This is a genomic window from Kitasatospora sp. Xyl93, assembly GCF_055383135.1.
On sequence record NZ_AP029185.1, the window covers coordinates 6,205,070 to 6,228,774 of the forward strand.

General features: G+C 73.1%; 2 protein-coding genes (1 of these 2 cut by a window edge). Both read left to right on the forward strand.

Annotated features, from left to right (window positions below):
• On the forward strand, positions 1 to 7,671 hold the 3' end of the coding sequence (locus ACZ5GH_RS27395; RefSeq protein WP_464335538.1) for a non-ribosomal peptide synthase/polyketide synthase. The gene continues 11,502 nt to the left of window position 1, outside the view; the window shows 7,671 of its 19,173 coding nt (coding positions 11,503–19,173); its start codon lies off the left edge, out of view; it ends in the stop codon at positions 7,669 to 7,671.
• Positions 7,671 to 23,648 (forward strand): amino acid adenylation domain-containing protein, encoded by a 15,978-nt coding sequence (locus ACZ5GH_RS27400; RefSeq protein ID WP_464335539.1) that lies wholly within the window; start codon positions 7,671 to 7,673, stop codon positions 23,646 to 23,648. Before ACZ5GH_RS27395 ends, ACZ5GH_RS27400 begins: the two co-directional genes overlap by 1 nt.
• The last annotated feature ends 57 nt before the right edge of the window (positions 23,649 to 23,705 follow it).

A 23,705-nucleotide genomic window follows, 5' to 3' on the forward strand; every position in this document is an offset into this window, starting at 1 on the left:
GGTGTGGCGAGCATGACGGCGGGCCACACCCGGATGCTGGGCGTCCGTGCCGGGCACCGGGTCGGCCAGTTCGCCTCGGTGGGCTTCGACGCGTTCGCGTGGGAGTGGTTCATGGCTCTGCTGACCGGCGCGACCCTGGTGGTCATCCCGCCGCAGGAGCGGACCGGCGATCCGCTGGTGCGGCTGCTGGCCGAGCAGGCCGTGACCCATGTGACGCTGCCGCCCGCGGTGCTGGCGACGCTCGACGAGGGCTCGGTCGCCGAGGACCTCGTGCTGGTGACGGCGGGCGAGGCGCTGCCGCCCGAGACGGCGGCCCGCTGGGCGCGCCGCCGGCGGATGTTCAACGCCTACGGCCCCGCCGAGACGACGGTGGACGCCACCTGCTGGCCCTGCGACCCGGACGCCGCCGACGAGGTGGCGATCGGCTCACCGGTGGTCAACACCCGGGTGTTCGTGCTGGACGAGTTCCTGGCGCCGGTGCCGGTCGGCGTGGCCGGTGAGCTGTACGTGGCCGGTGCCGGTCTGGCGCGCGGCTACCTGGGCCGTCCTGGTCTGACGGCGGAGCGGTTCGTGGCGAACCCCTTCGGCGACGCGGGGGAGCGGCTCTACCGCACCGGTGACCGGGCCCGCTGGACGGCGGACGGGCAGCTGGTGTTCGTGGGCCGCGCGGACGACCAGGTGAAGATCCGCGGCTTCCGGATCGAACCGGGCGAGGTCGAGACCGTGGTGGCCTCGCACCCGGGGGTCACCCAGGCCGCCGTGATCGTCCGCGAGGACGAGCCCGGCGAGCTGCGCCTGGTCGCCTACACGGTGCCGGCCGCCGTCGACGCTGCGGCCGCACTCCCCTCCCTGCTCCGAGAGTTCGCCGCGGAGCGGCTGCCCGCGTACATGGTCCCCTCGGCGGTCGTGGTGCTGGACGCCCTGCCGATGACCGTGAACGGCAAGCTGGACCGGGCCGCCCTGCCCGCCCCCGCGTACGCGGCCGGCGGCGGCCGGGGCCCGGCCACCCTCCAGGAGGAACTGCTCTGCGGGGTCTTCGCCCAGGTGCTGGGCCTGGAGAGCGTCGGCGTGGACGAGGACTTCTTCGCCCTCGGCGGCCACTCGCTGCTCGCCACCCGCCTGATCGGCCGGGTCCGGACGGTCCTGGGCGTGGAGGTGCCGCTGCGGACGCTCTTCGACGCTCCCACGGTGGCCGCGCTCGCCGCCCGCCTCGCCGGCGCCGGTACCGCGCGGACCGCACTGGCCGCCGGTGAGCGGCCGGAGCGGCTGCCGCTGTCCTACGCGCAGCGCCGCCTCTGGTTCATCGGACAGCTGGAGGGCCCGAGTGCCACCTACAACGTCCCGGTCGCGCTGCGCCTGACCGGCGCGGTGGACCGTGCGGCGCTGAACACGGCGCTGCGCGACGTCATCGGCCGGCACGAGGTGCTGCGCACGGTGTTCCCGACCAAGGACGGCGAGCCCTACCAGCGGATCCACGAGCTCCACGAGCTGGATTGGGAGCTGACGGTCACCGAGGTGGCCCCGGCCGAGCTGGACGCCGCCGTCGCCGAGGCGGCGGGGTACGCCTTCGACCTCGCCACCGAGGCGCCGATCCGGGCCTGGCTGTTCGAGGGCGGCCCGGAGCAGCACGTCCTGGTGGTGACCATGCACCACATCGCCGGAGACGGCTGGTCCACGACCCCGCTGGCGGCGGACCTCTCGCAGGCCTACGCGGCGCGCTGCGCGGGCCGGGCGCCGGAGTGGGAGCCGCTTCCCGTCCAGTACGCGGACTACGCGCTGTGGCAGCGGGAACTGCTCGGCGACGAGCAGGATCCGCGGAGCCTGTTCTCCCGGCAGACGGCCCACTGGCGCGAGGCGCTGGCCGGCGCCCCCGAGGAGCTGGACCTGCCGTTCGATCACCCGCGGCCGCCGATCGCCTCCCACCGCGGCCACCAGGTGCCGCTGACGGTGCCGGCCGAGGTCCACGCGAAGCTCGCCGAGCTGGCCCGGGCGGAGGGCGTCACCCCGTTCATGCTGCTGCAGTCCGCTCTGGCGGTGCTGCTCGCCCGGCTGGGCGCGGGCACCGACCTTCCGATCGGTGTGGCGAACGCGGGCCGTACGGATGCCGCGCTGGAGGACCTGGTCGGCTTCTTCGTCAACACCCTGGTGCTGCGGACCGACCTGTCCGGTGACCCGGCGTTCACCGAACTGCTGCGCCGGGTGCGCGAGACCAGCCTGTCGGCCTTCGAGCACCAGGACGTGCCGTTCGAGAAGCTGGTCGAGGAGCTGGCGCCGGTCCGCTCGACGGCGGTTCAGCCGCTGTTCCAGGTGATGCTCACGCTGCAGAACAACGCGCGGGCCGTCGTCGACCTGCCGGGGGCGGAGGCCGCCGGGACGGCGTCGGGGGTGTCGGTTTCCAAGTTCGACCTCGAGGTGGCGGCGAGCGAGGCGTTCGACGCCGACGGCCGTCCGGCCGGGATCCACGGCGCCGTGATCGTCGCGGCGGACCTGTTCACCCGGGAGACGGCCGAGCGGTTCGCCGAGGGCCTGGTCCGGGTGCTGGGTGCGGTGGCCGCCGACCCGCGGCAGCGGGTGAGCGCGGTCGAGGTGCTGGCCGCTGAGGAGCGGCGTCGGTTGCTGGTGGAGTGGAACGACACGGCGGTGGAGGTCGGGTCGGGGACGGTGCCGGAGTTGTTCGCGGTGCAGGTGGCGCGGGATCCGGGTGCGGTGGCGGTGGTCGATGGCGGTGTCGGGCTGTCGTACGGCGAGTTGGACGCGCGGTCGAATCGGTTGGCGCGGTTCCTGGTCGGTCGTGGTGTCGGTGCGGAGTCGGTGGTCGGGGTCTGTCTGGAGCGTGGTGCCGAGCTGCTGGTGGCGGTGCTGGGTGTGCTGAAGGCCGGTGGTGCCTATATGACCATCGATCCGGAGTATCCGGCGCAGCGGGTGGCGTACATGTTGGAGGACGCCGAGCCGCGGGTGCTGCTGGCCGCGGCCGCCACCGAGGGCGTGCTGCCCGGTGCGGTGCTGCTGGACGACCGTGAGGTCGTGGCCGCCCTGGCGGAGCTGGACGCCGGCCCGCTCGCCGGGCCGGGGCCGGCCCTGGCCAACCCCGCGTACGTGATCTACACCTCGGGGTCGACGGGTCGGCCCAAGGGCGTGCTGGTGTCGCACGCGGGTGTGGCGAGTCTGGTGGCGGGTCAGGTCCGTGATCTGGGTGTGGGTGCCGGTTCGCGGGTGGGTCAGTACGGGTCGGTGGGCTTCGACGCGTTCGCGTGGGAGTGGTTCATGTCCCTGTTGACCGGCGCGACGCTGGTGGTGATTCCGTCGGAGCGGCGGGTTGGTGAGGCGCTGCCCGGGTTCCTGGCGGAGTCGGGGGTGACGCATGTGGCGTTGCCGCAGGCGGTGCTGGCGACGCTGGACGAGGGTTCGATCGCGTCCGATGTGGTGCTGGTGACGGGTGGTGAGGCGTTGCCGGTGGAGGTGATGGCGCGCTGGTCGCGTGGTCACCGTCTGTTCAACTCCTTCGGTCCGGCCGAGACGACGGTGGACGCCGCCTGCTGGCTCTGCGATCCGCTGGCCGGCGAGGTGGCGATCGGGGCGCCGGTGGTGAACACCCGGGTGTTCGTGCTGGACGAGTTCCTGGCGCCGGTGCCGGTGGGCGTGCCGGGTGAGCTGTACGTGGCCGGTGCCGGTCTGGCGCGCGGCTACCTGGGGCGTCCGGGCCTGACGGCGGAGCGGTTCGTGGCGAACCCGTTCGGCGGGTCGGGCGAGCGGCTCTACCGCACCGGTGACCGGGCCCGTTGGACGGCGGACGGGCAGCTGGTGTTCGTGGGCCGCGCGGACGATCAGGTGAAGATCCGTGGCTTCCGGATCGAACCCGGCGAGGTCGAGAGCGTCCTCGCCGCTGATCCGCGGGTCGTCCAGGTGGCGGTCATCGCGCGGGAGGACGAGCCGGGTGACAAGCGTCTGGTGGCGTATGTGGTCGCGGACGGTGCGCCGGGCGACCTGCCGGGGCTGCTCACCGGACTGGCCGCGGAGCGGCTGCCCGCGTACATGGTCCCCTCGGCGGTGGTGGTGCTGGAGGCGCTGCCGCTGACCGTGAACGGGAAGCTGGACCGGGCGGCGCTGCCCGCCCCGGCGTACGCGGCCGGTGCCGGCCGTGCTCCGGCCAACGCGCGTGAGGAGGTCGTCTGTGCGGCCTTCGCCGAGGTGCTCGGCGTGGAGGGCGTCGGCGTGGACGACGACTTCTTCCGGCTCGGCGGGCATTCGCTGCTCGCGGTCCGCCTGGTCGAGGTGCTGCGCGGCCACGGCGTGTCGGTGTCGGTACGGGCACTGTTCCAGACACCGACCCCGGCCGGGCTCGCCCTGTCGGCGGGTGCCGGCCGGGCGGTGGACGTCCCGGTGAACCTGATCCCCGCCGACGCCGTCGAGATCACCCCGGACATGCTGCCGATGGTGGAGCTCTCGGACCGGGAACTCGCCACCGTGGTGGCGGCCGTTCCCGGCGGTGCGGCGAACATCGCGGACGTCTACCCGCTCGCCCCGCTGCAGGAGGGCCTGCTCTTCCACCACCTGCTGGCCGACGGCGGCGACGACGCCTATGTCACCCCGCTGGTGTTCGAGCTGGAGTCCCGCGAGCTGCTGGACGCCTTCACCGGCGCCCTGCAGCAGGTCGTCGACCGCCATGACATCTTCCGGACCTCGCTGGTCTGGGAGGGCCTGCGCGAGCCGGTCCAGGCGGTCTGGCGCCGAGCGCCGCTCTCCGTCGAGGAAGTGGCCCTGGTCCCGGACGGCACCGACCCGGTGCAGCAGTTGCTGACCATCGGCGGTTCGTCGATGGACCTGGGCCGGGCGCCGCTGCTGACGCTGCACGTCGCGGCGCTGCCGGACGGCGGCCGGTGGCTGATGCTGCTCAAGGTCCACCACGCCGTCCAGGACCACACCGCCCTCGAGGTGGTGCTGGCCGAGGTGCAGGCCTTCCTGACCGGCCGGGGCGACTCGCTGCCCGCGCCGGTGCCGTTCCGCGAGTTCGTCGCGCAGGCCAGGGGCGGCGTGGCGCAGGCGGAGCACGAGCGCTACTTCACCGGGCTGCTCGCCGACGTGGACGAGCCGACCGCGCCGTTCGGCCTGGTCGACGTCCACGGTGACGGGGCGGACGCGGTCCGGCTGCGGGTGCCGTTCGCACCCAGGCTGCACGACCGGGTGCGCGCGGTCGCCCGCCGGCTGGGGACGAGCGCGGCGACCGTCCTGCACGTCGCCTACGCGCGGACCCTCGCCGCCGTGTCGGGCCGCTCCGACGTCGTCTTCGGCACCGTACTCTTCGGCCGGATGAACGCCGGCGCGGGCTCGGCGAACACCCCCGGACCGTTCATCAACACCCTCCCGGTGCGCGTGCGCACCGGTGAACTGGGTGCGCTGGAGGCCGTGTCGGCGATGCGCGGCCAGCTGGCCGAGCTGCTGGAGCACGAGCACGCCTCGCTCGCCCTGGCCCAGCGCGCCAGCGGACTGGCCGGCGACACCCCGCTGTTCACCGCGCTGCTCAACTACCGCCACAACCCCGGCAGTTCCGAGCGCGAGAGCGGCGACCGCAACCGCGGGTTCGAGGGCTTCGAGTCGCGGTTCGCCCAGGAGCGGACCAACTACCCGCTCGTGGTGGCGGTCGACGACGACGGCGAGTCGATCCACCTGACCGTGGACGCGGTGGCCGCCGTCGACGGCGAGGCCGTCGCCCGGCTCATGTGCACCGCCGCCGAGAACCTGGTCGCCGCCCTGGAGACCGCCCTGGACGGCGGCTCCGAGCAGCCGCTCGCCGCGGTGCGGGTACTCGGCGACGACGACCTGCACCGGCTGCTCGACGAGTGGAACGACACGGGGGACGCGTCCGAAGGCGCCCTGGTGCCCGAGCTGTTCGCGGCCCAGGCCGCGCGCACCCCGGACGCCGTCGCCGTGGTGTCCGGCGGCGCCGAGCTGACGTACGCCGAACTGGACGCCCGGGCGAACCGGCTGGCGCACTACCTGGCCGGCCGCGGCGTCGGTCCCGAGTCGGTGGTCGCGGTGGTCCTGGACCGCGGTGTCGAGCTGGTCGTCGCCCTGCTGGCGGTGCTGAAGGCCGGCGGCGCCTACCTGCCGGTGGATCCGGAGTACCCGGCGGACCGGGTGGCCTACACCATCGACGACGCCGGCACCGCCCTCGTGCTGACCACGAGCGGCCCGGCCAAGGTCCTGGTCGGCCTCGGGGCGCCCGTGGTGGCCCTCGACGACGCCGCTGTCACGGCGGAGTTGACCAGGCTGCCCTCGGATGTGCCGCCCGCGGACGGGTGTGCCGCACCGCTGCCGGAGCAGCCGGCGTACCTGATCTACACCTCCGGCTCCACCGGCCGCCCCAAGGGCGTCGTGGTCCCGCACGGCGCGCTCGCCGCGCACCTGGGCGGCGTGCGGGAGCGGGTCCGGCTGACGGGCGGTGACCGCCTGGTGGCGGTCACCACGGTGTCCTTCGACATCGCGGCGCTGGAGCTGTTCCTGCCCCTGGTGTCCGGCGCGTCGGTGGTGGTGGCCCCCCGCGAGGTGGTCCGCGACCCGGCGGCCCTCACCCGGTTGGTGGTCTCCTCCGGAGCGACCGTGGTGCAGGGCGTGCCGTCGCTGTGGCGGGCCCTGCTGGACGTGGACGGCTGGCCCGCCGGAGTGTGGGCGCTGGTCGGCGGCGAGGCCCTGCCGGCCGAACTGGCGCAGCGCTTCACCGCGCTCGGCATCGAGGCGGTCAACCTGTACGGCCCGACCGAGGCGACGGTGTGGGCGACCTCCGCGGAGGTGGCCGCCGGTCCGGTACTGGTGGGACGCCCGTTCGCCGGTGTGCGCGGGTACGTCCTGGACGCCCGGATGCAGCCCGCTCCGGCCGGTGTGGCGGGCGAACTGTACCTGTCGGGCGCCCAGTTGGCGCGCGGCTACGCGGGCCGTCCCGGTCTGACGGCGGAGCGGTTCACCGCGAACCCGTATGAGCCGGGGGAGCGGATGTACCGCACCGGCGACCTCGCGCGCTGGACCCGCGACGGCCAGCTGGAGTGCCTGGGCCGCGCCGACGACCAGGTGAAGGTCCGCGGCTTCCGGATCGAGCCGGGCGAGATCGAGGCGGTGCTCGCCGCCCACGACACGGTGGCCCAGGCCGTCGTGGTCGTCCGCGAGGACAAGCCCGGCGACCAGCGACTGGTGGCCTACGTGGTGCCCGCCGGGGCGAGCGGGGAAGAGGCCGAGGGACTCGTGCAGGCACTCCGCCTGGCGGTCCAGGACCAGCTGCCCGCGTACATGGTCCCGTCGGCGGTCGTGGCGCTGGACGCCCTGCCGCTGACCGCCAACGGGAAGCTGAACCGCAAGGCCCTGCCCGCCCCCGAGTTCGGCGCGGGCGCGGGCGCGGGCCGGGCACCGGCGAACCGGCAGGAGGAACTCCTGTGCCGGGCGTTCGCCGAGGTCCTGGGCCTCGACAGCGTGGGCGTGGACGACGATTTCTTCGCCCTCGGCGGCCACTCGCTGCTCGCCACCCGACTCATCAGCCAGATCAGGGCGCTGCTGCGGATCGACGTATCGCTGCGCACGCTCTACCGGACACCGACGGTCGCCGGACTCGCCCGGCAGCTTGGAACACAGAAGACAGCCAGGCCAGCACTGCGGCCGATGCGCACCACCGAGGAGCAGCACTGATGATCCCTCTGTCCTTTGCCCAGCGTCGGCTCTGGTTCATCGGCCAGCTGGACGGCCCCAGCCCGGCCTACAACCTCCCGATCGTGCGGCGGCTGTCCGGCGGACTGGACCCGACGGCGATGAACGCCGCACTGCGCGACGTCATCGGCCGGCACGAGGTGCTGCGCACGGTGTTCCCGACCAAGGACGGCGAGCCCTACCAGCGGATCCACAAGCTCGACGAGCTGGAATGGGAGCTGGCGGTGTCCGAGGTGGCGCCGGAGGAGCTGCACGCCGTCGTGGGCGAGGCCACGCGGTACCTGTTCGACCTGGCGTCCGAGGTGCCGATCCGGGCCTGGGTCTTCTCCACCGCCCCGGACGAGCACGTCCTGGCGGTCGTGGTGCACCACATCGCGGGTGACGGCTGGTCGATGGGGCCGCTGGCCCGGGACGTCTCCGAGGCGTACGCGGCCCGTTGCGCGGGCCGGGCGCCCGCGTGGGAGCCGCTTCCGGTCCAGTACGCGGACTACACGCTGTGGCAGCGTGAACTGCTGGGCGACGAGAACGACCCGGCCAGCCTGATGCACGCTCAGCTGGACTACTGGCGTGGGGCCCTGGCGGGTGCGCCGGAGGAACTGGCGCTGCCCGTGGACCGTCCGCGTCCGATGGTTTCCTCCCACCGCAGCACCACCGCTCCGGTGGAGGTTCCCGCCGAGGTGCATGCGCAGCTCGCGGAACTGGCCCGGGCCGAGGGCGTGAGCATGTTCATGGTGCTGCAGTCGGCGCTGGCCGTGCTGCTCTCGCGTCTGGGCGCGGGCACGGACCTGCCGATCGGCACCGTCGTCGCCGGCCGTACCGACGTGGCGCTGGACGATCTTGTCGGGTTCTTCGTGAACACGCTGGTGGTGAGGGCGGACCTGTCGGGCGATCCGACGTTCCGCGAGGTGCTCGACCGGGTGCGGGAGACGACCCTGTCGGCCTTCGACCACCAGGACGTGCCGTTCGAGAAGCTGGTCGAGGAGCTGGCGCCGACCCGGTCGATGGGGCGTCATCCGCTGTTCCAGACGGTGTTGACGTTGGAGAACAACGCGCAGGCCGTGCTCGACCTGCCCGGTCTGTCGGCGGGCGGGCTGCCGACGGGCGAGCGGACGGTCCGGTTCGACCTGGACGTGCTGCTGGGCGAGGCGTTCGACGCGCAGGGCGCACCGGCCGGTGTGTACGGATCGGTGATCGGTGCGGCGGACCTGTTCGATGCGGCGTCGGTCGAGCGGCTCGCGGTGTACTTCGTGCGCGTGCTGGCCGCTGTGTCCGCTGACCCGCAGGCGCGGGTGAGCGGAGTCGAACTGCTCGACGACGCCGAGCACCGTCGTGTGATGGTGGAGTGGAATGCCACGGAGGAGGAGGTTTCGGCTTCCTCGGTGGTGGAGTTGTTCGAGGCGTGGGTGGCGTCGTCGCCGGATGCGGTGGCGGTGGTGGCCGGTGGTGAGCGGGTGTCGTTCGCGGAGTTGGACGCGCGGGCGAACCGGTTGGCGCATTTCCTGGTGGCTCAGGGTGTGGGTGCGGAGTCGGTGGTGGGTCTTGCCCTGCCGCGTGGTGTGGAGATGATCGCGGGGATCCTGGCGGTGTGGAAGGCGGGGGCGGGTTATCTGCCGGTCGACCACGCGCAGCCGGCGGACCGGGTGGCGTTCACGCTGAAGGACAGCCGGGTGGCGCTGGTCGTCACGACGGATGAGATCCTCGGTGAGCTGCCGTCGGTCGGGGTCCGGCTGGTGGCCATCGACGCGACGTTCACGGCGATGCAGCTGGCCGCCCTGCCCACGACCGCGCCCGGGGTGGCGGTTGCCGGGGATGGTCTGGCGTATGTGATCTACACGTCGGGTTCGACGGGTCGTCCGAAGGGTGTGGCGGTCACGCACGGCGGTGTGGCGAACTATGTGTCGTCGGTGCCGGGTCGGGTCGGGTTCGGTGTGCCGGGCGGGCGGTATGCGCTTCTTCAGGCGCAGGCCACGGACCTGGGGAACACGGTGGTGTTCGCGAGCTTGGCGACGGGTGGTGAGCTGCACGTCCTGGAGGAGGGGGCGGTCACTGATCCGGCGCGGGTGGCGGCGTATCTGGCCGAGCAGGGGATCGACTTCCTGAAGGCGGTGCCCTCGCACCTGGCCGCTCTGGCGTCGGTGGCGGGTGTGGGGGGTGTGCTGCCGGGGCGTTCGCTGGTGCTGGGTGGTGAGGCTGCCGCGCCGGAGCTGGTGCGCGAGCTGGTCGAGCGGGCGGGTGAGCGGGGGGTGTTCAACCACTACGGCCCGACCGAGACGACGATCGGTGTCGCGACCACGCGGTTGAGCGTTGATGATGCCGCCGGTGGTCTGGTGCCGGTGGGTGCGCCGGTGGCGAACACCCGGTTCTATGTGCTGGACGGGTTCCTGCGGCCGGTGCCGGTGGGTGTGGCGGGTGAGTTGTATGTGGCGGGCGTGCAGGTGGCGCGTGGTTATGTGCAGCGGCCGGGGTTGACGGCGGAGCGTTTCGTCGCGAACCCGTTCGAGTCGGGTGTGCGGATGTATCGCACGGGTGACCGGGCGCGGTGGACGGCTGATGGCCGGGTGGTGTTCCTGGGGCGTGCGGACGAGCAGGTGAAGGTCCGTGGGTTCCGGGTGGAGCTGGGCGAGGTCCAGGCCGGGATCACCGCGCATCCGCTGGTCGGGCAGGCCGCGGTGGTGGCCCGGGAGGACGTGCCGGGTGATGTGCGTCTGGTGGCGTATGTCGTGGCGGACGATCCGGACGAGGACGCGTCGGGCCTGCCGGCCGCGGTGCGGGAGTTCGCGGCGCGTCGTCTGCCCGAGCACATGGTGCCGGCCGCGGTCGTGGTCCTGGACGCGATCCCGTTGACCGGCAACGGCAAGCTCGACCGCAAGGCCCTGCCCGCCCCGGAGTACACCAGCGGGACGGGTCGCGGTCCGGCGAACGCGCGCGAGGAGATCCTCTGCGCGGCGTTCGCCGAACTGCTGGGACTGGACAACGTCGGCGTCGATGACGACTTCTTCCGGCTCGGCGGACACTCGCTGCTGGCGGTGCGCCTGGTCGAGGTGCTGCGTAAGCAGGGCGTGTCGGTGTCGGTGCGGGCGCTGTTCGACAGGCCGACGCCGGCCGGTCTGGCGGCCTCGTCCGGCGTGGCGGAGGTGTCGGTACCGGCGAACCTCATTCCGGCCGACGCGACCGCGATCACGCCGGAGATGCTGCCGCTGGTCGACCTGACCGCGGAGGATGTCGAGCGGGTCGTCGCGACGGTGGACGGCGGTGCGGCGAACGTCGCGGACGTGTATCCGCTGGCGCCGCTGCAGGAAGGCCTGCTGTTCCACCACCTGATGGCGGAGGGCGGCGAGGACGCGTACCTGATGCCGGTGGTGATCGAGTTGGACTCGCGGGAGCGCGTGGACGACTTCGTCCATGCCTTCCAGCAGGTGATCGACCGGCACGACATCTTCCGCACGTCGTTCGTCTGGGAGGGCCTGCGCGAGCCCGTGCAGGTGGTGTGGCGGCACGCCCGGCTGGCAGTGAACGAGGTGGCCCTCGACCCGCAGGCCGCCGACCCGTCGGCCGAACTCCGGGAAGTCGTCGGCCTGTCCATGGACCTGGGGCAGGCGCCGCTGATCAGCGTGCACGCGGCGGCGCTGCCCGAGGGCGGGCGCTGGCTGGTGCTGCTGCGGCTGCACCACCTGGTGCAGGACCACACCGCGCTGGAGGTGCTGCTGCACGAGGTCCGGGCGTTCCTGACCGGTCGCGGCGGTGAACTGCCGAAACCGCTGCCGTTCCGCGACTTCGTCGCCCAGGTGCGCATCGGGCAGGAACGGACCGAGCACGAGCGGTACTTCACCGAACTGCTCGGTGACGTGACCGAGCCCACCGCACCGTTCGAGGTGGTCGACGTCCAGGGCGACGGCACCGCCGTGGAGCGCGCCGTGGTGCCGCTCGCACCCGAGACGGTGGAGCGGCTGAGGGCGGTGGCACGTCGGGCCGGGACCAGCCCGGCGACGCTGATGCACGTCGCGTGGGCGCGGGTGCTCGCGGCGGTGTCCGGCCACGCGGACGTGGTGTTCGGGACGGTGCTGTTCGGCCGGATGAACGCGGGTGCGGGCGCCGACCGGGTGGCAGGGCTCTACATGAACACGCTGCCGGTTCGGGTGAAGACCGGTGAGCTGGGTGCGCTGGAGGCCGTGACGGCGATGCGCGGCCAGCTGGCCGAGTTGCTGGAGCACGAGCACGCCGCGCTCGCCGTGGCCCAGCAGGTCAGCGGCCTCGCGGCCGGCACCCCCGTGTTCACCTCGCTGCTCAACTACCGCCACAACACCGGCAGGGCCCCCGAGCAGGAGGATGACCGCGGTCTGGACGGCATCCGCGTGGTGTTCTCCAAGGAGCGCACCAACTATCCACTCGGCGTCTCCGTCGACGACAGCGGCGACGAGATGGCGCTTGCGGTCGACGCGGTCGCACCGATCGACCCGGGCGCCGTCGGCGTGCTGCTGCGGACGGCTGTCGATGGACTGCTCCCCCTGCTGGAGCGGGCCCTTGACGGCCAGGAAGACGCCGAGCTCCGCACGGTCCAGGTGCTGCCTTCCGAGGAGCTTCACCGGGTGTTGGTGGAGTGGAACGACACGGCTGTCGGGGGTGTGGTGTCGACGTTGCCGGCGTTGTTCGAGGCGCGGGTGGCGTCGGTGCCGGATGCGGTGGCGGTGGTCTTCGAGGGTGTGGAGGTGTCGTTCGCGGAGTTGGATGCGCGGGCGAACCGTCTGGCGCGTCACTTGGTCTCGCAGGGTGTGGGTGTGGGTTCCGTGGTGGGGGTGTGCCTGGAGCGCGGCGTGGAGTTGGTGGTGGCGCTGCTGGCGGTGGTGAAGGCCGGTGGGGCGTATCTGCCGCTGGATCCGGAGTATCCGGCGGAGCGGGTCGGCTACGCGGTGGAGACGGCGGGTGCGCGGGTGGTGGTGTCCACCGGTTCGCTGGCGGGTGTGCTGCCCGTCGGTGTGGTGCGGGTGCTGGTGGAGGACCCGGCCCTGGCTGGGCTGGACGACGGTCCGCTGGATGTGGTGGTGCTGCCGTCGCAGCCGGCGTATGTGATCTTCACGTCGGGGTCGACGGGTCGTCCGAAGGGTGTGGTGGTGCCGCACGAGGGCATCGTGAACCGTCTGGCGTGGATGCAGTCCCGTTATGGACTGTCGTCTTCCGACCGGGTGTTGCAGAAGACGCCGTTCGGGTTCGACGTGTCGGTGTGGGAGTTCTTCTGGCCGCTGCTGGAGGGCGCGACGCTGGTGGTGGCGCGTCCGCAGGGTCACAGGGATCCGGAGTACCTGGCCGCGTTGATCGCGGGGCGGGGGGTGACGACGGTGCACTTCGTGCCGTCGATGCTGGAGGCGTTCTTGGCGGAGCCGGCGGCAGTGGCGGCGGGTGCGTGCCTGCGTCGGGTGGTGTGTTCGGGTGAGGCGCTGTCGTTGGAGTTGCAGCAGCGGTTCTTCGAGGTCTTCGAGGGTGTGGAGCTGCACAATCTGTACGGGCCGACGGAGGCGTCGGTCGATGTCACGGCGTGGCAGTGCGTGCCGGGGCAGGCGGCTGGTGTGGTGCCGATCGGCGCGCCGATCGCCAACACCCGCCTGTACGTCCTGGACGCTCGGCTTCAGCCGGTGCCGGTGGGTGTGGCGGGTGAGCTGTATCTGTCCGGTGTGCAGTTGGCGCGTGGTTACGCGGGTCGTCCCGGGCTGACGGCGGAGCGTTTCACCGCGAACCCGTTCGAGGCGGGGGTGCGGATGTACCGCACCGGTGACGTCGCCCGTTGGAACGCGGACGGCCAGGTGGAGTACCTCGGCCGCGCCGACGAGCAGGTGAAGATCCGTGGTTTCCGGATCGAGCCGGGCGAGGTGCAGGCCGTCGTCGCCGCGCACCCGCAGGTCGCGCAGGCGGCCGTGGTGGCACGCGAGGACACGCCCGGCGATGTCCGCCTGGTCGCCTACGTCGTCCCCGCCGACGGAGCAGTCGAAGTGTCGGACTCTGTAAGGGAGTTCGCTGCGCGCGGTCTGCCGGAGTACATGGTGCCGTCGGCGGTCGTCGTGCTGGACGCGCTGCCGCTGAGTGTGAACGGCAAGCTGGACCGCAAGGCCCTGCCCGCCCCCGCGTTCACCGCGGGCTCCGGTCGAGGCCCGGCCAACGCCCGCGAGGAACTCGTCTGCGCAGCCTTCGCCGAGGTCCTCGGCGTGGAGAACGTCGGCGTGGACGACGACTTCTTCGCCCTCGGCGGCCACTCCCTCCTCGCCGTCCGCCTGGTGGAGCACCTCCGCCGGCTGGGTGTCTCCGTCTCCGTACGGTCGTTCTTCCAGTCCCCGACCCCGGCCGGGCTGGCCGCCTCCACCGGTGCGGTCCAGATCGAGGTCCCCGACAACCTGATCCCCGCCGACGCGATCGCGATCACCCCGGAGATGCTGCCGCTGGTCGAGCTGACTGCCGAGGAGATCGCCAGGATCGTCGCCACCGTCGAGGGCGGTGCGGCGAACGTCGCGGACGTCTACCCGCTGGCTCCGCTCCAGGAGGGCCTGCTCTTCCACCACCTCCTCGCAGACGGCGGCGAGGACGCCTACGTCCTCCCGGCGGTCCTGGAGTTCGACTCGCCGCAGCGGCTCGACGCGTTCGTCCAGGCGTTCCAGCAGGTGATCGACCGGCACGACATCTACCGGACCTCGATCGTCTGGGAGGGTCTGCGCGAGCCCGTGCAGGTGGTCTGGCGCCACGCCGCCCTGACGGTCACCGAGATGGCAGTCGACCCGCAGAGCGCCGACCCGGTGGCCGAGCTGGTGACACGGGTGGGCTCGTCGATGGACCTGGGCCGCGCTCCACTGATCACCGTTCACGTCGCGGTGGTCCCCGGCACGGACCGTCGGCTCGTGTTGGTGCGGCTGCACCACATGGTGCAGGACCACACGGCACTGGAGGCCATGCTCGGCGAGGTGGCGGCCTTCATGACCGGACGCGGCGCCGAACTGCCGCAGCCGCTGCCGTTCCGGAACTTCGTCGCGCAGGCCGGCGCCGCAGGCGCCCGCGCCGGGCACGAGCGGTACTTCACGCAGCTGCTGGGGGACGTCGACGAGCCCACCGCCCCGTACGGCATGGCCGACGTGCGGGGTGACGGCGCCACCGCGGCGACGGCCGTCGTGCCGTTCGAGCCGGAACTGAACGACCGGCTGCGCGAGATCGCCCGGCGCCTGAGCACCAGTGCGGCGACGCTGATGCACGTCGCGTGGGCCCGGGTGCTCGCGGCGGTCTCGGACCGCCAGGACGTCGTCTTCGGCACCGTGCTCCTGGGCCGCATGAGTGCGGGAGCGGACTCGGGACAGGTGCTCGGCCCGTACATCAACACCCTTCCGGTGCGCGTCCGTACCGGCGAGCTGGGGGCGCTGGCGGCCGTGTCGGCGATGCGCCGTCAGCTGGCCGAGCTGCTGGAGCACGAGCACGCGTCGTTGTCCGTGGCGCAGCGGGCCAGCGGGGTCGGTGCCGACGTGCCCCTGTTCACCTCGCTCTTCAACTACCGCCACAACGCGGCCCCGAGTGCCGCGCCGGCTCAGGCCGACGACTTCTCCGACATCCGGCAGGTCTTCGCGCAGGAGCGCACCAACTACCCGTTGAGCGTGTCGGTCGACGACAACGGCGACTCGATCGCGCTGGCCGTCGACGCGGTGGCCCCGATCGACCCGCGGGCGGTGGGCGTGCTGCTGCGCACGGCGGCCGAGCAGCTGGCCGGCGCGCTGGAGACGGCGCTGGCGGGTGGCGCGGACCAGCGGCTGAGCACCCTTCCGGTGCTGGCCGAGGACGAGCTGCGGCGGGTCCTCACCGAGTGGAACGACACGGTGGCCGAGGTGTCCCCGGTGTCCGTGATCGGGCAGTTCGAGGAGTGGGCGGCCAGGACCCCGGACGCGGTGGCGGTCGTGGCCGACGGCGTGGAGGTGTCGTACGCGGAGCTGGACGTCCGGGCGAACCGCCTGGCGCACCACCTGGCGGCCCGGGGAGCGGGCCCGGAGTCGGTCGTCGCACTCGCTCTGGGGCGGGGCGTGGACCTGGTCGTCGCGGTGCTCGCGGTGATGAAGGCGGGCGGTGCGTACCTGCCGATCGATCCGGAGTACCCGGCCGAGCGGATCGCGTTCATGGTCGAGGACGCGGCACCGGCGCTGGTGCTGGCCTCGGCGGCCACGGCCGGGGTGGTGGCCGGGGTGGGTGCTCCGGTGGTGCTCGTCGACTCCCCGGAGGTGCTCCGGGAACCGGCCGGATCGGCCCTGGCCGGACGGCCCGCGGCACTGCCCGGGCAGCTGGCGTACGTGATCTACACCTCGGGGTCGACGGGTCGGCCGAAGGGCGTGGGCATCCCGCTCGGAGCGTTCGCCAACACGGTGGCGGCGCTGGCGCGCTTCGGGGCCGGTCCGGGTTCCCGGGTGGCGCAGTTCGCGTCGGTGAGCTTCGACAACTTCTGCCTGGAGTGGTCGCTGGCCCTGACCTACGGCGCGACGTTGGTGGTGGTTCCGCCGAACCGGCGACTGGGTGGGGAACTGGCGGACTTCTTCGCGGAGTCCGGGGTGACGCACGCCACCCTGCCGCCGGCGGTGCTGGCGGGCCTGGACGTCGGTTCGATCGGTGCGGAGGTCGTGCTCGAGGTCGGCGGTGAGGCGTGCTCGCCGGAGCTGGTGGACCGCTGGGCCGACGGGCGGCAGCTGTTCAACACCTACGGTCCGACCGAGACGACCGTCGACGCGCTGAGCTGGCGGGCGCGGCCCGGCGTGGCGCAGGTGCCGATCGGTGTGCCGATCGGCAACACCCGGGCGTTCGTGCTGGACGGCGCGCTGTCGCCGGTCCCGACGGGCGCGGCCGGTGAGCTGTACCTGGCGGGTGCCGGCCTGGCCCGGGGGTACGTGGGCCGGGCCGCCCTGTCGGCGGAGCGGTTCGTCGCCTCGCCTTTCGGTACGGGCGAGCGGCTCTACCGCACGGGTGACCTGGTGCGCCGGAACGCGGACGGCGAGGTGGAGTACCTCGGCCGGGCGGACGAGCAGGTGAAGGTCCGCGGCTTCCGCATCGAGCTGGGCGAGGTCCGGTCCGCGGTCGCCGCGCACCCGCGGGTCGCGCAGGCGGCCGTCGTGGTGAGGCGCGAGGCGGCGGGGAACGCCCTGCTGGCCGCGTACGTGGTCGCCGCCGAGGGTGCCGGTGCCGCAGCCGGACTTCCCGCCGCGGTGCGGGAATTCGTCGCCGAGCGGCTCCCCGCGTACATGGTGCCGTCCGCCGTGACGGTGCTGGACGCGCTGCCGCTGACGGTGAACGGCAAGCTCGACCAGAGGGCCCTGCCGGCCCCGGAGTACGCGACCGGCAGCGGCCGCGGCCCGGCCACGCTCCAGGAGGAGCTGCTGTGCGGCGTGTTCGCCCGGGTGCTGGGTCTGCCGCAGGTCGGTGTGGACGACGACTTCTTCGCCCTCGGCGGCCACTCGTTGCTGGCCACCAGGCTGGTGAGCAGGATCCGTACCGTCCTCGGGGTCGAGGTGCCGCTGCGGCTGCTGTTCGACGCCCCCACGGCGGCGGGTCTGGCGGCCGGTCTGACGGACGCCGGGACGGCGCGGACGTCGCTGACGGCGGGTGAACGCCCGGAGCGGGTCCCGCTGTCGTACGGCCAGCACCGCCTGTGGTTCCTCGGGCAGCTGGAGGGCCCGAGCGCGACCTACAACGTGCCGGTCGCGCTGCGGCTGCTCGGCCGGCTCGACGAGGACGCCCTGAACGCGGCGCTGCTGGACGTGATCGGCCGGCACGAGGTGCTGCGCACGGTCTACCCGGTGGTGGACGACGAGCCGTACCAGGTCGTCCTACCGGCGGAGGGCCTGGACTGGCGGCTCTCGGTGGCCGAGGTGGCGGCCGGGGCCCTGGACTCGGCGGTGGCCGAGGCCTCGGGGCACCTGTTCGACCTGGCCTCCGAGCTGCCGATCAGGGTGTCGCTCCTGCGGACCGCTCCCGAGGAGCAGGTCCTGGTGGTGACGATCCACCACATCGCCAGTGACGGCTGGTCGACGGGCGTGCTGGCCCGCGACCTCTCGGTGGCCTACGCGGCGCGCCGCGCGGGCGGGGCGCCGCAGTGGGCACCGCTGCCCGTCCAGTACGCGGACTACGCGCTGTGGCAGCGCGGTCTGCTGGGTGACGAGCGCGACCCGGAGAGCCTGATCTCCCGCCAGGCCGACTACTGGCGCGGTGCGCTGGCGGGGGCACCGGAGGAGCTGGAGCTGCCCTTCGACCGCCCGCGCCCGGCGGTGCCCTCGCACGTCGGCCACCAGGTGCCGGTCGCGGTCCCCGCCGAGGTGCACGCCCGGCTGGTGGAGCTGGCCCGGGCCGAGGGCGTGACGGTGTTCATGGTGCTGCAGGCCGCCCTGGCGGTGCTGTTCTCGCGCCTGGGCGCCGGCACGGACATCCCGATCGGCTCGCCCAACGCCGGCCGGACCGACGACGCGCTCAACGACCTGGTCGGCTTCTTCCTCAACACCCTGGTGGTGCGCACTGACCTGTCCGGCGACCCGACCTTCCGTGAGGTGCTCGGCCGGGTCCGCGAGCGCAGCCTGGAGGCGTTCGCGCACCAGGACGTGCCGTTCGAGCGGCTGGTGGAGGAGCTGGCGCCGAACCGCTCGATGGCCCGCCACGCGCTGTTCCAGGTGATGCTCACGCTGCAGAACACCGAGGCGGCGGTGCTGGAGCTGCCCGGCCTGCGGGTCGCGCAGCGCGCGGCCGGCCGACCGCTCGCCCGGTTCGACCTCGACGTCATCGTGTCCGAGGTGTTCGACGAGCAGGGCGCCCCGGCCGGTGTGCTGGGTTCGGTGACCGCGGCGGCGGACCTGCTCGACGAGGCCTCCGCGGCGCGTCTGGTGGCCCGGCTGGTGCAGGTGCTGGACGCGCTGACCGGTGACCCGCGGGTTCGGCTGAGCGCGGTGGACGTGCTGGGCGCCGCCGAGCGCGAGCGGCTGTTGGTGGAGTGGAACGCGACCGACGCCGAGGTGCCCTCGGGCACGGTGGCGGAGCTGTTCGCGGCGCAGGTGGCGCGGGATCCGGGCGCGGTGGCCGTGGCCGCCGACGGTGTCGAGGTCTCGTACGGCGAGCTGGACGCCCGGGCGGACCGCCTGGCGCGGTACCTCGCGGGCCGGGGCGTGGGTGCGGAGTCGATCGTCGGAGTCTGCCTGGAGCGCGGCGTCGAGCTGATGGTGGCGCTGCTCGCGGTGGCGAAGGCCGGCGGTGCGTACATGCCGATCGATCCGGCCTACCCGGTGGACCGCATCGCGTACATGCTGGAGGACGCCCGGCCCGCCGTGGTGCTCGCCTCCTCGGGCACGGCGGCGGTCGTGCCGGGCCCGGTGGTGCTGGTGGACGCGCCCGAGACGGTGGCGGAGTCGGCGGCGCTGGAGGAGGAGCCGCCGGCCACCCCGGTGGTGCGGGTGGAGAACCCGGCGTACGTGATCTACACCTCGGGTTCGACGGGGCGCCCGAAGGGTGTGCTGGTGTCGCACGCGGGTGTGGCGAGTCTGGTGGCGGGCCATGTCCGCTACCTGGGGGTCGGTGCCGGGTCGCGGGTGGGCCAGTTCGCTTCGGCGGGCTTCGACACCTTCGGCTGGGAGTGGCTGATGGCGCTGCTGAGCGGCGCGGCCCTGGTGGTGATCCCGCAGGAGCGCCGGCTGGGCGAGGCCCTGCCGCACTTCCTCGCGGAGCAGCGGGTCACGCACGTGACGCTGCCCCCGGCGGTGCTGGCGACCCTCGACGAGGGGTCGATCGGCGCGGACGTGGTGCTGGTGACCGCTGGTGAGGCCTGTCCCCCGGAGGTGATGGCGCGCTGGGCGCGTGGTCACCGGCTGTACAACTCCTACGGTCCGACCGAGACCACGGTGGACGCGACGCTGTGGCTCTGCGACCCGGTGGCGGGGGAGGTGGCGATCGGCTCGCCGGTGGTGAACACCCGGGTGTTCGTGCTGGACGAGTTCCTGGCGCCGGTGCCGGTGGGTGTGCCGGGTGAGCTGTACGTGGCGGGTGTGGGTCTGGCGCGCGGCTACCTGGGGCGTCCTGGCCTGACGGCGGAGCGGTTCGTGGCGAACCCGTTCGGCGGGTCGGGGGAGCGGCTCTACCGCACGGGCGACCGGGCCCGCTGGACGGCGGACGGGCGTCTCGTCTTCGCCGGCCGCACCGACGACCAGGTGAAGATCCGCGGCTTCCGGATCGAACCCGGCGAGATCGAGAACGTGATGGCCTCGCACCCGGGGGTGGCCCAGGCCGCCGTGGTCGTCCGCGAGGACGAGCCCGGCGAGAAGCGCCTGGTCGCCTACGTCGTCGCCGCCGACGGCCCGCACGCCGACCTGCCCGCGCTGCTCACCGGACTGGCCGCCGAGCGGCTGCCGGAGTACATGGTGCCGTCGGCCGTCGTGGTGCTGGACGCCCTGCCGATCACCGTGAACGGCAAGCTGGACCGCAAGGCCCTGCCCGCCCCCGAGGAGCGCTCCGCCGCGGGCCGGCTCCCGGCCAACCCGCGCGAGGAACTGCTCTGCGGCGTCTTCGCCCAGGTCCTCGGCGTGGAGAGCGTCGGTGTGGACGACGACTTCTTCGCCCTCGGCGGCCACTCCCTGCTCGCCGTCCGCCTGGCCAGCCGGGTCCGGGCCGTGCTCGGCGTGAACGTGGACATCCGGCTCCTGTTCGACGCGCCGACCGTCGCGGCACTGGCCGCGCGGCTCACGGACGACGGGCAGAACCGGCCGGCCCTGACGCCGATGGAACGCCCCGACCGGATCCCGCTGTCCTTCGCGCAGCGCCGGATGTGGTTCATCGGCCAGCTCCAGGACGCCGGCGCCGCGTACAACATCCCGATGGCGCTGAAGCTCCCGGCGCAGATCGACCGCCACGCCCTCGGCGCGGCCCTGCGGGACGTCCTCGGCCGGCACGAGGTGCTGCGCACCGTGCTGCCGACGCAGAACGGCGAGCCCTGGCAGCGGATCGTCCCGGTCGAGGAGCTGGACTGGGAGCTGTCGGTGGTCGAGGTGGCGCCGGAGGGGTTGGACGCCGCCGTGGCGGGGGCCGCCGGGCACCTGTTCGACCTGTCGGCGGAGGCGCCGATCCGGGCCTGGCTGTTCGAGGCCGGGCCGCAGGACCGGGTGCTGGTCGTCGTGGTGCACCACATCGCCGGTGACGGCTGGTCGTGGGCACCGCTGGCCCGGGACCTGTCGGTGGCGTACGCGGCGCGCAGCGCGGGCCGGGCGCCGCAGTGGGCGCCGTTGCCGGTGCAGTACGCGGACTACGCGCTGTGGCAGCGTGAGCTGCTGGGTGACGCCGGTGACCCGGGAAGCCTGATGTCACGTCAGATCGATTACTGGCGTGGTGCGTTGGCGGGTGTTCCGGAGGAGTTGGCGCTGCCGGTGGACCATGTCCGTCCGGCGGTGGCGTCGAACCGGGGTCATGAGGTGCCGGTGGCGGTTCCGGCGGTGCTGCACGCGGAGTTGGCGCGGGTGGCGCGGGCCGAGGGCGTGACGATGTTCATGGTGCTGCAGTCGGCGTTGGCGGTGCTGTTGTCGCGGCTGGGTGCGGGGACGGATGTGCCGATCGGTGCGGCGAACGCGGGTCGTACGGATGCGGCGTTGGACGATCTGGTCGGGTTCTTCGTGAACACGCTGGTGGTGCGGGCGGACCTGTCGGGTGATCCGACGTTCCGTGAGGTGCTCGGCCGGGTGCGGGAGCGCAGCCTGGAGGCGTTCGCGCACCAGGACGTGCCGTTCGAGCGGCTGGTGGAGGAGCTGGCGCCGGCCCGGTCGATGGGGCGGCACCCGCTGTTCCAGACCGTGTTCACCATGCAGAACAACGAGCGGGCGGTCCTCGACCTGCCGGGCGCGGGCGTCAGCGGGGTGGCCACCGGCGCCGCCACGTCGGCCCGCTTCGACCTGGACGTGCTGCTGGGCGAGGCCTTCGACGCGCAGGGCGCACCCGCCGGCGTGTACGGCGCGGTGGTCGGTGCGGCGGACCTGTTCGAGGCGGACAGCGTGGGGCGGATCGCGGAGCGCCTGGTGCGGGTGCTGGAGTTGGTGGCCGCCGACCCGGGCGTTCGGCTGAGTGCGGTGGACGTGCTGTCAGCGCGGGAGCGTTCGCAGGTGCTGACCGAGTGGAACTCCTCGGCGGTGGACTTCGGTTCGGTGCTGGTGCCGGGGCTGTTCGCGGAGCGGGTGGCGCGGACGCCGGAAGCGGTGGCGGTGGTCGCGGATGGCGTGGAGGTGTCGTTCGCGGAGCTTGACGCGCGGGCGAACCGGCTGGCGCACTACCTGCTCGGCCAGGGTGTGGGCGCGGAGTCGTTGGTGGGTGTCTGCCTGCCGCGCGGTGTGGACGCGGTGGTGGCGGTCCTCGCCGCGTGGAAGGCGGGCGCGGGCTATTTGCCGGTTGATCCGTCGTACCCGGTGGAGCGGATCTCGTTCATGCTGGCGGACAGTGGCGCGGTGCTGACGCTCACCGATGAGGAGGTGCTGGACGAACTGCCGGCGGGGCGCAACCGGTTGGTGGCGGTGGACAGCGCGCTGATGGCGATGCAGTTGGCCGCTCAGCCGGAGACGGCGCCTGTCGTCGAGGTGTCGGCGGACTCGCTGGCGTATGTGATCTACACGTCGGGGTCGACGGGTCGGCCGAAGGGTGTGGCGGTCACGCACGGCGGTCTCGCCAACTACGCGCGTTTCGCGGCGGGTTCGTACGGGGCGGAGGGTGGTGCGCCGCTGCACTCCTCGCTGGCGTTCGACCTGACGGTGACGAGTGTGGTGGTGCCGCTCATCTCGGGTGCGCCGGTGGTGGTCAGCCGTGAGGGCGGGGCCGAGGGCCTGGCGCAGCTGCTGCGCGATGGCGGCGGTTTCGGCCTGGTGAAGGCCGTCCCCGCTCATCTCCCGCTGTTGTCCGACATGTTGTCGGAGGGGCAGTTGGCGAAGGCGGCGGGCCGGTGGGTGGTCGGTGGTGAGGCGCTGCCGGCCGGTGTGGTGCGGGACCTGCTGGAGCGCGCTCCCGAGTCGGTGGTGGTGAACGAGTACGGTCCGACGGAGGCGACGGTCGGCTGCGCGGTGTTCGAGGTCCGCGCGGGTGACGAGGTCGGTTCGGTGGTGCCGGTCGGTCGTCCGGTGGCGAACACGCGGCTGTATGTGCTGGACGACGCGCTGCGTCCGGTGGCGCCGGGTGTGGCGGGTGAGTTGTACATCGCGGGTGTGCAGTTGGCGCGCGGGTACGTCAGGCGCCCGGGTCTGACGGCGGAGCGTTTCGTCGCCAACCCGTTCGAGCCGGGTGTGCGGATGTACCGGTCGGGTGATGTCGCGCGTTGGCGTGCGGATGGGCAGTTGGAGTTCCTGGGGCGTGCGGACGAGCAGGTGAAGGTCCGTGGTTTCCGGATCGAGCCGGGTGAGGTCGAGAGCGTCGTCGCCGCGCATCCGCAGGTCGCGCGGGCGGCGGTGGTGGCCCGGGAGGACGTGCCGGGTGACGTGCGCCTGGTGGCGTACGTCGTCGCCGACGACGAGGCCGACGGCCTGCCGGAGCAGCTGCGGAGCTTCGCCGCGCAGCGGCTGCCGGAGTACATGGTCCCGTCCGCCGTCGTGCTCGTGGAGGCGCTGCCGCTGACGGGCAACGGGAAGCTGGACCGCAAGGCCCTGCCGGCCCCGGACTACGCGGCCGGCGCGGGCACCGGCCGGGCCCCGGCCAACCGGCAGGAGGAGCTCCTGTGCCAGGCCTTCGCCGAGGTGCTGGGGCTGGCGAAGGTGGGCGTCGACGACGACTTCTTCGAACTCGGCGGGCACTCCCTGCTGGCGGTCGAACTCGTCGCGCGGATCCGTGCCGTACTGGAGGTCGACGTCCCCATCCGGGCGCTGTTCGACTCGCCGACCGTGGCGGGACTCGCGCAGCAGCTCGGGACCGAGAAGTCGACCCGGCCGGCCCTGCGGCCGATGCGTGACCGGGGCGGGCGGTGATGACACCGCACTGACCGGACCGGTCGGGCGAACGCCGACGGCCGGCCGCCGCAGTCC

Bases quoted from the DNA above. Each gene is read 5' to 3' on its own strand.
- ACZ5GH_RS27400 (WP_464335539.1), top strand. From the start codon at position 7,671: ATGATCCCTCTGTCCTTTGCCCAGCGTCGGCTCTGGTTCATCGGCCAG.